General features: G+C 31.9%; 9 protein-coding genes. 2 read left to right on the top strand and 7 right to left on the bottom strand.

The features are described 5' to 3' along the window. Nucleotides 1-19: 19 nt before the first annotated feature. Entirely contained in the window at nucleotides 20-1321 is a 1302-nt protein-coding gene (locus ACI32A_RS07915; protein WP_439754507.1) for a hypothetical protein, read from the bottom strand. A 75-nt stretch (nucleotides 1322-1396) separates the two neighbouring features. Here ACI32A_RS07915 and ACI32A_RS07910 point away from each other — a divergent pair, with 75 nt between their 5' ends. Further along, on the top strand, nucleotides 1397-2356 hold the full coding sequence (locus ACI32A_RS07910) for a S66 family peptidase (RefSeq protein WP_439754506.1): 960 nt from the start codon (nucleotides 1397-1399) through the stop codon (nucleotides 2354-2356). A gap of 25 nt (nucleotides 2357-2381) precedes the next feature. Here ACI32A_RS07910 and asnS read toward each other — a convergent pair whose 3' ends face one another. From asnS to pulA, 6 genes are all read right to left on the bottom strand, one after another. Beyond that, nucleotides 2382-3737 carry an asparagine--tRNA ligase gene (gene asnS / locus ACI32A_RS07905; RefSeq protein ID WP_439754505.1) on the bottom strand — a complete coding sequence of 452 codons (1356 nt, stop codon included), beginning with the start codon at nucleotides 3735-3737 and terminating at the stop codon, nucleotides 2382-2384. A gap of 212 nt (nucleotides 3738-3949) precedes the next feature. Then, nucleotides 3950-4579 (bottom strand): redox-sensing transcriptional repressor Rex, encoded by a 630-nt coding sequence (locus ACI32A_RS07900; protein WP_439754504.1) that lies wholly within the window; start codon nucleotides 4577-4579, stop codon nucleotides 3950-3952. Between the two features lie 69 nt (nucleotides 4580-4648). Beyond that, a complete protein-coding gene (locus ACI32A_RS07895; protein ID WP_439754503.1) occupies nucleotides 4649-6679 on the bottom strand; it encodes a ribonucleoside triphosphate reductase in 2031 nt (676 codons plus the stop codon). Beyond that, entirely contained in the window at nucleotides 6676-7779 is a 1104-nt protein-coding gene (locus ACI32A_RS07890) for a radical SAM protein (protein WP_439754502.1), read from the bottom strand. The genes ACI32A_RS07895 and ACI32A_RS07890 overlap by 4 nt, the downstream gene beginning before the upstream one ends. Nucleotides 7780-7842: 63 nt before the next feature. Further along, nucleotides 7843-9354, bottom strand: a complete 1512-nt coding sequence (locus tag ACI32A_RS07885) for an IMP dehydrogenase (RefSeq protein ID WP_439754501.1) — start codon at nucleotides 9352-9354, stop codon at nucleotides 7843-7845. A 58-nt stretch (nucleotides 9355-9412) separates the two neighbouring features. After that, nucleotides 9413-11512, bottom strand: coding sequence for a type I pullulanase (gene pulA / locus ACI32A_RS07880; RefSeq protein ID WP_439754500.1), 2100 nt, complete (start codon nucleotides 11510-11512; stop codon nucleotides 9413-9415). A 99-nt stretch (nucleotides 11513-11611) separates the two neighbouring features. Between pulA and fumC the strand changes: the two genes are divergently transcribed. After that, nucleotides 11612-12982, top strand: a complete 1371-nt coding sequence (gene fumC / locus ACI32A_RS07875) for a class II fumarate hydratase (RefSeq protein ID WP_439754499.1) — start codon at nucleotides 11612-11614, stop codon at nucleotides 12980-12982. Nucleotides 12983-13053: the final 71 nt, after the last annotated feature.

The raw sequence follows: 13053 nt of genomic DNA, 5'->3' as shown, positions 1-13053 counted from the left end.
AAAAGCCACGAATCGTGACTTATTCTGTTTCATTTTCGATTCTAAAAAATTGAAGAAATCCTTTTGCGAAACTTTTCGCAATAGCTTCTTTATGATTCACATAATAATCAATGCTTTCATCTAAATTAATATTCGCATAAGTAAAATATATTCCATACATTCCATAAGAATTTGCATACATCTGATTTTCAAGAGCATAAGACAAAGAACCCGCAAAAGTTGATTTCCCTCCAGATTCACGAATTTGTGGATACATTTCCCATTGTGTATATGTATCTCCTTGTTCTCCTTCATAAATCACATCAAAACAAACCCCTTCTTGCAGTCTTGTTTCCGTTGAAACAGGATTTAAACTAATATTATTTCCTTTCATATAATACGCAATTTCATTGGCTAATAAACCATTGGTATATGGAGACGTTACAAAATATGGATATATAATGCTATCATCAGCAGTCATACCCAATGAAATAAATACTTTTGCTTTGGCTTCATATCCTTTTCCCACACGTCCATTGTTTCCATAATACGATAAATCTTCATCTTTTTCTCTTGTGATCAAAACACGTAGACCTGCTTTTTCTAATTCTTCTTTAATGAGACAAGCCAATTCATAACTAGACTGGGATTCACTTATTTTATCATTGGAATAGCCATAATCAACTGAATTAGTTGTAATATCTATTGTATTTCCACATGGATCCAATACCACGTCATATATATTAGAAATAGGTGTATTATCCATAACGGTTAAAAACGCATAATTTTTTTCGAATTTGATGTCTAATTCTTTTAAATAGTCTCGGTTAGTATTCAGGGTTATAGATTTTACAGTGGAGTTTCTTCGCATTGTCGTGAATTTTTCGGATTCAAATTCTTCGGAGAAATAAACTCTTTTTTGTTTGTAATGATCATAGACATATATTTCATACAAGCCTTCATCTAAAACAGATAAGTCAATTCCAGAGTCTACGCCTCCTGAAAAAGTAAAAATAAATTCTTTATTGGTCAATAAATTCTTTAATAAAACATTTTTTCCTTGCAGACTATCCGTAGAATCAGCTGTGTATTCATTTTCATACAACATCAGGTTTTCTCCATAAGTTGTATAGTCTTTTAATTGATAAGTTTGTTTAAATGAAGTGGTAACGTTTTGTTTTAAAAGATCGGTATCAAAAACTTGAGAGTATGTCATATTCATTTTATCGATGTCGGTTGTTCGATTGGCATATAAAAACAAAGAGACACTGATAATAGAAATACATAGTACAGTGCAAATCGCAATTCTTGGATGTTTCAGTAATTTTCTTATTTTTTTCATCTTCTTTATTATATACAAAAAATGAAAGAAAAAGAAAGGTAAGTATGATATTCTTTTATAGGATAGGAGGCAAATATGATTGTTCCTGAATTTTTAAAAGAAAATGATATTATTGGCATCACTGCTTGCAGCTGTGGTGTTCTTGATAAACTAGAAAAATTTGAAGATAGTCTTTCCAATATTCAATCTCAAGGATTTCAAATCAAAGAAACGAAAAATGTTCGTACTTCTGGAATTGTAAGTTGCTCTGGTTTGCAGCGTGCGAAAGAATTAACGGAATTAATTTTAGATGATGATGTAAAGTGTATAGCAATTGCTTCGGGTGGTGATTTTTTATTGGATATGCTTCCCTTTCTGGATTTTCAAATCCTTCAAAAACATCCAAAATGGATAATAGGAAGTTCTGATCCAACGAGTTTATTATTTACTGTCACAACGAATTTAAATATTCAAACAATATATACGCCTTGTAACATGTCTGGATTCAATGGAAAAATGCATCCTTCTTTATTTTCTTTTTTTGATATTTTAAAAGGAAAAAAAATAATCCAGAATAAATATGACTATTGTGAATCTCAGTCTTTTAGTGATGTTTTAGATTGTAAAAATAAATGGGAATGCTTAAATGGTTATGTGGATGAAAAAGGAATATTAATTGGTGGTTGTATAGAGTGCTTAAAAGATGTAATTGGAACAAAATGGGATAATACAAATTCTTTTCTTTCTCAATTTGAAAGTGTTATCTGGTATTTTGATGTCTTTAATATGCGAGCAGAAAGCCTGTACTTGACTTTAATTCAATTTAAAAATGCGGGATGGTTTGATCATTGTAAAGCTATTTTATTTGGAAAAGTGGCTTTTGAATCGAGTTTTATCAATTTATCGTATTCACAAGCAATTTCAATGGCTATTGAAGATATTCCTGTTATTTATCGATTTGATATTGGACATGTAAAGCCTTCGTTTACTTTAATTAATGGAGCTATGGCTCATGTTGTTTGTAATGAAAAAGAAAATTTTATAGAAATATATTAAACGACCTCAATTGAGGTCGTTTTGATTAAAATACTAAATTTCTTGGTGTACGTGGATATGGTTGTACATCACGAATGTTTTGTACGCCACTTAGATACATCAACATACGATCAAATCCTAATCCAAATCCAGAGTGTTTACATCCTCCAAAGCGTCTTAAATCCAAATACCATTGAAGTGTTTCTTGTTCCATATTCATGTCTTTCATTCGATTGACTAATACATCATAACGTTCTTCACGCTGTGATCCTCCTACTAATTCTCCCACATATGGCACTAATAAATCACAAGCGGCTACTGTTTTGTTGTCTTCGTTAACACGCATATAGAAGGCTTTAATATCTTTTGGATAGTCAGTTAAGAAAACAGGTCCATTCACAATTTTTTCACAAATATAGCGTTCATGTTCACTTTGAAGATCCATTCCCCAGAAAATGTCTTGATTTTCAAATTGGTCTTTGGCTTTTTCTAAATATGAAATGGCTTGTGTGTATGTCATTCGTTCAAATGTTGAATTCATGACTTTTGTGACTCTTTGAATACATTCTTTATCAATCATCTTTTCAAAGAAAGCCATTTCTTCTTTGGCGTTTTCTAAACAATATTGAATACAATATTTAATCATTTCTTCAATACAATCCATGTCATCACTTAAATCCGCGAAAGCCATTTCAGGTTCAATCATCCAGAATTCAGAAGCATGACGTGTTGTGTTGGAGTTTTCTGCTCTGAAAGTAGGTCCAAATGTATAAACATTGCGATATGCCAGTGCGAATGGTTCTACATGTAATTGTCCAGATACCGTTAATTGCGCATGTTTTCCAAAGAAATCTTTTTCATATTGATCATCTTTTCTACAAGTTACAGTAAAACATTCCCCAGCTCCTTCGGCATCGTTTCCTGTAATTTCTGGTGTATGAACATAAACAAAGCCTCTAGATTGAAAGAAAGTATGAATGGCCATACTTAAAACGGAACGTAAACGAAACATTGCATAATATGTATTGGCTCTTGGACGTACATGAGGAATTTCTCTCATATATTCAAAGCTGTGACGTTTCTTTTGCAGTGGATAATCATGTTCACTTAATCCTAAAATTGTAACGGTCTGAGCTTGAATTTCAAATGGTTGTTTACCATTTGGTGTTAAAACAACTTTTCCTTTGACTTCAATAGCAGATCCTAATGTAATTTTTGAAACTTCAATAAAATTGTCAAGACTTGATTCATAAACGATTTGTACATTCGAGAATGTTGTTCCATCGTTTAATTCAATAAAACCAACGGCTTTTGAATTTCGATTTGTACGAACCCATCCTTGAATTTCAATTTCTTTTTGATCCATTGAATCAACTGTTTCTTTTAATTTTTTTACTAACATATTTCCTTCCTTTCCAAAAAAAAATCGTTCCCTAAGGAACGATTAAATAGACCGCGGTACCATCCTACTTTTTGACTCAATAAGGTTTAACGCACCTATACGAAACTGTCTACTTATATTTCTCCAGTTTAGCCAAGCAGCTGTTACCCATTCTACTTCCTTCACTTGTTTTCACCTGCCACAAGTTCTCTAAATCCAGTCATAGAGGACGTCTACTTCATTGCTTTTTGATTTATGGCATTTGTTGAAAATACCAATTCCTGAATTGATGATACCACATCAATGGCTTTTATGACAACCCCTTTTGGTGCTGAAATATGCTGGTGTGTAAAATCCACAATTCCGGTTATTCCACATTCTACTAATCGATTGACTGTTTCTTGTACATGGGAAGAAATAGTTAAAATCGCAATGTGACAGCCTTGTGGAATTCTTTGTTCTAGTTCATTCATTGGATAAATTTGCACACCAAAATGTTCTCCACATTTCTTCTCATCTACATCAAATCCACAAGCAATTTCTCCAACAACATAATCCCATTTATTATAATTTAATAATGCACTACCTAAATTTCCAGCCCCTACAAGAATAATTTTTTCATCAAAGTTTACACCCAATTGTTTATTGAAAATTTCAATTAATTTAGGAACACTATATCCATAGCCTTGTTTTCCTAAATTTCCTAAAAATGAAAAATCCCGTCGTATTGTTGTAGGTTCAATATCCACCATCATAGCTAGTTCCTTTGACATCACACGATCAATTCCGTTTTTATCCAATCGATTCAGGGCTTTTAAATATATTGGATATCTTTGTAGTGTTGCTTTTGGTACATTTCTCATATTATCACTCCAAATAAATAATAGGTAATTTGTGAAAAATTATCAAGTGAAAAATAAAAATTTCACAAGCTATTCAATATCAAACGACACTCGATCCTCATACTCTTGTTTCTTTCCATCATTCCATTCTTCCAGACAACGATAATATCCTGTAACCCTTGAATAGATTTCTGTTTTCTTTGCACAAATTGGACAAATATCTTTTTGTCCTGTCAAATATCCATGTTCTATACAATATGAATATGTTGGTGTCAATGTAAAATATGGTATGGAATAGTTATTACATATAGTCTTTACAAATTGTCCAGCCTGGAAAGAAGATGAAATTCTTTGTTTTAAATAAATATTAAATAAAGTTCCGGCTGTATATTCTTTTTGAAGTACATCTTGAACATCCAGTGCCTCAAACACATCATTGGTCGCATTTACAGCACAATTTGATGCATTTGTGTAATACAATTTCCCTTGAAGAAATTTCTGATCTAATTTTGCGAATCGATATGATACACCTTCTGCTGGTGTAGCCTCTAAATTAAAAGGCTCATGATATTGTTTTTGAAAAAAGATTAATTGTTCTTTAATATAAGAAATTACTTTTTTCGCAAAAAATAGTCCTTTTTCATTCATTAAATCGCTTTGTATCCAGTTAGCAAATATACAAGTTTCATTCATTCCAATAATTCCAATCGTAGAAAAATGATGATCCAAAGTTTTGAGGTATTGTTTTGTATAGGGATATAAACCTCTTTCTAAGAAACGATTTAAGACTTGTCGTTTAATATGTAAAGAACGAGCGGATATTTCCAGTAAATAATGAAGACGATCAAAAAATTCTTCTTCATTTTTACTAAAATATGCAATACGTCCTAAATTAATGGTTACAGAGCCAATGCTTCCCATATTTTCTCCATATCCGAAATATCCTCCTGCTTTTTTACTTAATTGATTTTCATCAAATACAAAGTCTTTGGTATGTCGAATCGTGTCTATATTTTTTTTGGCATTTTCAAAATGAGGAAGTCCATATTTTGCACTTAATTCAAATAATTTTTTTGTGTGTTGTCCATGTTCAAAATCAAAGTCTTTTTGAATGCGAATGGTTGGAATTGGAAACTGGAAGCCTCTTTCGTTTCCTGAAGCTTCTAAAAAAATATCCATTAAAGCTTCATTAATCAAATTCATTTCTTTTTGACATTGAGAATATGTAAACCCTTGTTTCTGATTTTGAATCACAACTTCCTGTTCTTTTAATTCTTCTGGAATTGTCCAATCTAAAATAATATTCGAAAAAGGAATAGTGGTTCCCCATCGGTTAGGCATATTCATTCCATATATAAAATTTTCCATGATTTGATGTACTTGCTGATAATTTAATTGATCTATTTTCACAAAAGGAGCTAAATACGTATCGAAGCGTAGTAAACTTTGTGCTCCTGCCCATTCATTTTGTACAATACTTAAGAAATTACTGATTTGAGAGCAAAGTGTATAAAGGTGTTTACTGGGTTTAGATTGTACATAGCGACCTACACCTTTTAATCCTTCTTCAATAATTTGAGCAATAGACCATCCTGCACTATCTCCTGTCAACATATCCAAGTCATGAATGTGAATGTCTCCATTCATATGTGCTTTTGAGATTTCTTCGTCATAGACTTGATGAAGCCAATATGTTGTAGTAACAGCTCCTGAATTGGAAAAAATTAATCCTCCAACGGAATAAGAGTCCATGGAATTTTCTGTAATACGCCAATTTTCATCGTTGATATAAGAATCAATTATGGATATATATTTATCATTATTTTTTTTGAGTTCGCGTAGATTTTCTCTTTGTTTCCGATACAAAATATATGCCTTACAAACTTGTGAATATCCTGCCTGGGATAATACTTTTTCAACGCTGTCTTGTATGTCTTCAACACTAATGATTCCATTTTTTATTTTTTCTTGAAAATCAGCTGTCACTTTTAAAGCTAGTAAATCAAGAATGGATGAATCGCATTCTAGTGGAATGGATTGAAAAGCTTGTTCAATGGCATTTTGAATTTTATGAATATCAAAATTCACAATGGATCCATCTCTTTTTTCTACAGATATCATAAAATGTCTCCTTGTATTTTTAGATTTGGTAAATATTGTTTTAGAATAGTGCTTAATTTATTGAATTCTTCTTGATCAAGATCAATAGATGAAAGTCTCATTTCAACATCCGATTGCAGCCATTTTCCTATTTCCATGATTCGTTTTTCATTATGAAATTCCTTTGATAAAGCTAACTGATACGAAAATGGAAAGTGACTGGTTTGTAGATAGTTGATTGTCTGATTGATATTAGATACATCGTAATCTTCCATACCAATAATGTCGGAATAACATGTATTTGATTGTTTAATATCTAAAATCACATAATCCAGTAATCCTTCTTCAATCCAATCAATAAGTGTATATGGATAACTTCCATTGGTACGAATACACATTTTATAGCCAAGTTGTTTTCCATAACTCAAAAAAGAAGATAAGTTATCATGTATACATGGTTCTCCACCGGATATACAAATAGCTTGTATATTTTTTTTTCGTTTTGTCAGGAAAGATTTAATATATTCCATGGGAATTTCAACCATATTTTGTTTGATAAAAACCAAATCTGGATTCGGACAATGTTTACATTGAAAATTACATCCTCCTGTATAAAAAACAGTAGAAATATGATTGGGAAACATATTTAAATTGACTTTCTGGTGTTTATAGAATTTAACACTTTCTTGTGAGAATTCCATAAGCTTTTTAGATTTTTCACAAACATGCATAAAATATTGTGAAAATTGTTCAATGTCTGCTTTTGTCATTTCCGCATTTAATTGCTTCCACCAGTCTCGTCGAATTTCATATACATGGCTCATAATTTCTTTGGCCTTTCGTGTTGTATATAATTCTTTGCTGCGCTTATCTTTATTAGAACTAACTACATGAAGATAATGTAAAGTTTCAAGTTTTTGGACATTTTTTGTGATAGTTCCTTTATCATACAATCCCTGTGATGCGATTTCCTGCATGGAAATGCCTTCATTTTCATATACCATGATCAAAACAGGTAACTGAGCATAAGTAAGCTGAAAAGGTTGAAGTTTCTTATCAAAGAATTTTTGTGTGCTTCGATAAAGGATACTAGAATCCATAAATAAGTCGTTTTGTTTCATGGAAATATTTTATCATGACATAGTTGCCTGTTCAACCAACTAAAAAAAACCGGAAAATCCGGTTTATTTTACACGTGCATCAAAGTTTTGATCACGAACTACAACATCGTGAGCTCCTCCTTCAACAATACTTGTTGAAGATACAAGAGTCACTTTGGCATTTTTTTGTAGTTCTGGAATGGATAAACATCCACAGTTACACATTGTATGTCGGAGCTTTGATAAAGTTAAGCCAACATTGTCTTTAAGTGTTCCTGCATATGGTACATATGAATCAACACCTTCCACAAAAGACATCTTACCATCGCCACCAACATCATAACGCTGCCAGTTACGAGCACGGGCACTTCCTTCTCCCCAATATTCTTTCATATAGTTGCCATTAACTGAAACTAATTTATTTGGTGCTTCTTTGAAACGAGCAAAGTATCGACCTAGCATCACAAAGTCTGCTCCGAAAGATAAGGCCAATGTAATATGGTAATCGTGAACAATTCCTCCGTCTGAACAAATTGGAATATATATACCTGTTTCTTCATAGTAGGCATCACGTGCTTTAGCTACATCTAAAGTAGCCGTTGCTTGTCCACGTCCAATTCCTTTTTGTTCTCGTGTAATACAAATGGAACCGCCACCAATTCCAATTTTAATAAAATCCGCACCGGCTTCAGCTAAAAATCTAAATCCATCTCCGTCAACAACATTTCCCGCTCCAACTTTAACTGAATCTCCATAGTTATCACGAATCCATTTAATCGTATTTGCTTGCCAGCATGAATATCCTTCTGAAGAGTCAATACATAATACATCGACACCGGCTTCCAATAAAGCTGGTACACGTTTTTCGTAGTCTCTTGTATTGATTCCGGCTCCAACAATATATCGTTTCTGATTATCTAATAATTCAAGTGGATGATCTTTATGGGATTCATAGTCTTTACGGAAAACAAAGGCTACTAAGTGCTGATTGTCATCAACAATTGGTAATTGATTTAATTTATTATCCCAAATTATGTCGTTAGCTTCCGATAATGAAATATCACTTTTTCCAACAATTAATTTATCATATGGCGTCATAAAATCTTTTACTTTTGTAGATAAATCCATACGAGAAATACGATAATCACGACTTGTTACGATTCCAACAAGTTTTCCGTCTTCTTGTCCATTATCTGTAACCGCCATTGTGGCATGTCCTGTTTTATCTTTTAAAGCTAATACATCCGCTAATGTATCTTCTGGAGAAATATTGGAATCACTAGCCACAAAACCTGCTTTTGTTTGTTTTACGCGTGCAACCATTTTGGCTTGTGAAGCAATAGGCTGAGATCCGAAAATGAAGGAAACACCTCCTTCACGTGCCAGGGCACATGCTAATTCATCACCACTGACTGATTGCATGATAGCAGATACCATTGGAATATTCAAAGAAAGAGCTGGTTCTTCTCCTTTTTTAAATTTAACTAAAGGTGTTTTTAAACTCACTTTATCTGGTACGCAATCTTCAGATGTATATCCTGGAATTAATAAATATTCGCTAAAAGTTCTTGATGGTTCTTCTAAAATAATAGCCATAGTATCCTCCTTTTGTCTATTGATATAAATTATAAACATCACCAATTTTAAGTCAAGATTAATATTCGAAACTACAAATTACTACACTTAATGGCGGAATTTGTACATGTGTTGTTTTGGATTCATTAACAAATTCACTATCAAAAATTACTTGTGCATTTCGATCTAAATTATATTCATGTGATTTAATACTTGGATTAAAGAATACAATGCAATGATCTAAATTTTTTCTTGTATTATATACAATGACATCCGATAAAATTGGTGAAATATAAACATTTTCCTGGCATTCTTTTCGTGTTGTCAATCGAAAACAAGGATGCTCTTTTCGAATACGAATTAATTCTTTTGTCGCATTGACTACATCCATATTTTTATTTCGCAAATTATAATCAATTAAATTATAAGGATCGCTTTTACTATAGGAATTATCAATTCCTTTTTTTGTGCGACAATATTCTTGTCCTGAATGAAGAAAAGGAATTCCTTGTGCTAATAAACAAAATGCATTGGCAATTATTTGACGTTTTTTCAATGTTTCTTCACTTTCATTGAAACAACAAATCTTCAATTTATCCCATAGAGTATGATTATCATGACATTCAACATAATTAATTACTTTTTCTGGAGAATCAAAAAAATAATCCAGACAAGAAGCTGTTAAACAATTTCTTGCATTATTAAATTCATCGAGTCGTCCTTCTATAATTCCTCTTTTATCAAGTTCTCCATTACTTCCTTTAAATACTTCTCGAAAACGATCCGAGAAATGTGCAATTCGATCCATTTTATCTTGATTATTTTGACTGGCTCTTAAATATTCTGGAACAAAACTTGGCATGTTCCAGCCTTCTCCATAGACCATAAAATCCGGTTTCATTGAATGACATAAAGCTTCCACTTCGTTCATGAATTTACAATCTAAAACACCCATTAAATCAAAGCGCAATCCATCAATGTCAAACCAGTTAATGATTCTTTCAATGGTTTCTAAAAAATATTTTTTGCACATTGGTGCAACCATATCAATATCATTTCCACAGAAACTACCATTACTAAGTTTACCTTCCCGGTCCATTAAAAAATAATAATTAGGAACAATCTGATCCAAAATGGAATCTTCTTTTACATAAATATGATTATAAACAACATCTATATTTACTTTAATGCCTGCTTTATGACAAGTCTGCACTAAATACGCAAATTCAAGTATTCTTTCCTGACAAACATTTGGATCCATCGCATAACTTCCTTGCAGAACACGATAATGCATTGGATCGTATCCCCAGTTATAATTGAGTTCTGGATGTAGTTCATTCACACTTCCAAAATGAAAAACAGGCATTAATTGAATGTGAGTAATGCCGAGTGATTTTAAATAAGAAAATCCAGTACATTTTTTCTTTGTGATTTCATTTTCTTCCACAAAACCATAAAATGTTTTAGGATGAAGAACACCTATTCTTTTTTGACTGGTCATATCGCGTATATTACATTCATAAATAATAGCATCGCAATAGGATTTTAATGGTTCCATTTTAATTATTTCTGGTAAAGAAAGATTTTTTATATCTTCTACCATGCTATATTTTAAATTAGGTCCACTAAAAGAAGAATACGGATCCGATACTTCTTTTAACGTTCCGTTGTTTCGAACAATAAAAGTATAATGAGCCCCTAATAAATCTTCTTGAATTTCACAAGAAAAAACACCTTTTTCTTCTCGATATAAATCAATGATTCGTTCTTTATTATTCTTTATCAAACGCATTTGAACGCGTAATGAAGTAGGTGCCCATAATTTAAAAGTTGATTTTTCTTTGGTATATGTTAATCCTAAATCTTTTCCCGGATAAAAATAGTCTTCATAAAATTTTGGTGTTTTCACAATATGTCCATATTCACATATAACACTTCGACCATATTCATTTGTGACATAATATTCATTTCCAATAATTAAATTTTTTTCAATATCCAATCGAAATCTTGTATATCCATCTATATTTTCTTTGTATCGAATATTTAAAGATATTATGCGATCTTCTTGATCTTTTAAATAAAAGAAACTACTTCTACCATTGTAAAAATCTTTTTTCATATAAACGATTATAGATTCGTAATCATCTATATATGCCTCATAAGCTTTTTGTTTACGCACAAGATTCTCCTCCTCTTGTCTTGTAAAAACATTATAACAAATTCAGACAAATGTTCAAAAAAATGATACACTATTTCTGTATTTTTAAAGGAGAACAAAATGAAAACAAGAATTGAAAGTGATTGTTTAGGTCAAGTAAAAGTAGATGCTTCAAAGTATTGGAAATCTCAAACACAACGTAGTCTTGAAAACTTTAAAATTGGAAATGAATTAATGCCTATTTCCATTATTAAGAGTTTTGCACTTTTAAAGGAAAGCTGTGCTCAAGCAAATCTTCATTTCAATAAAATCACAAACGAACAATGCGATGCCATAGTATATGTTTGCCAGCAAATTCAAAATGGAAAATATCTCGATCAGTTTCCTTTGCATGTATGGCAAACAGGTTCAGGTACACAATCAAATATGAATTTAAATGAAGTCATTTCAATGCTTGGAAATGAATACGCAAAAAAAGAAATTTTACATCCAAATGATACAGTCAATAAAAGCCAAAGTTCAAATGATACATTTCCTGCGGCTTTACATATTATGGTTGCCACAAAAATCACAAATGAACTTTTACCTGTAATTGATGAAGTCATTTCTGTTTTATTGCGTCTAGAAAAAGAAAATGAAGGAATTATAAAAATCGGTCGTACGCATTTACAAGATGCAACACCTTTATATTTATCGCAGGAACTCAGTGGATATCGCTCCATGTTAGAGCATAATAAACAACAAATTCTAGCAAGTTTAGAATTTGTGTATGAATTAGCGTGTGGTGCCACAGCTGTTGGAACTGGAATCAATTGTCCAAAAGGATTTGATGAAGTAGTTGATCAAATCATTAAGGAAAAGACTAACATTCCTTTTTGCCCAGATCCAAATAAATTCCATGCTCTAACAAGTAAAGATGCATGTGTCTTTGTTTCGGGCGCACTAAAAGCATTGGCAGCAAATTGCATGAAAATAGCCAATGACATTCGATGGCTTGCCTCTGGCCCTCGCTGTGGAATTGGTGAAATTGAAATTCCTGCAAATGAACCAGGAAGCAGCATTATGCCAGGAAAAGTTAATCCAACTCAATGCGAAGCTTTAACCATGGTTGCTGTTCAAGTAATGGGAAATGACAATGCTATTGGTATTGCAGCAAGTCAGGGAAACTTTGAATTAAATGTTTTTATGCCATTAATTGCATATAACTTAGATCAAAGCATACAATTATTAACAGATGCTCTTCACTCTTTCGCAATTCATTGTTTAGACGGACTTAAACCAAATAAAAAAATCATTGAAGAAAATTTAAAGAATTCATTAATGTTAGTAACATGTTTAAATCCAGTAATTGGATATGAAAAAGCGGGTCAGGCAAGTCAATATGCATTTAATCATGGATTGACTTTAAAACAAGCGATTTTAGAATTAAATTTATTAACAGAAGAAGAATTCGATGAATATGTCAAGCCAGAAAAAATGATTACAATCTAAAAAATCCCATCAATTCAATGCAATGTCATTAAGTTAAGAATAACAACATTTAGGGGGTAACAAAAAAATGT

It is taken from the genome of Floccifex sp. (assembly GCF_051873555.1).
Taxonomy (GTDB): Bacteria; Bacillota_I; Bacilli_A; order Erysipelotrichales; family Erysipelotrichaceae; genus Floccifex.
Note: the sequence above shows the minus strand (reverse complement) of the source record. Positions and strands in the feature narration are given on the sequence as shown.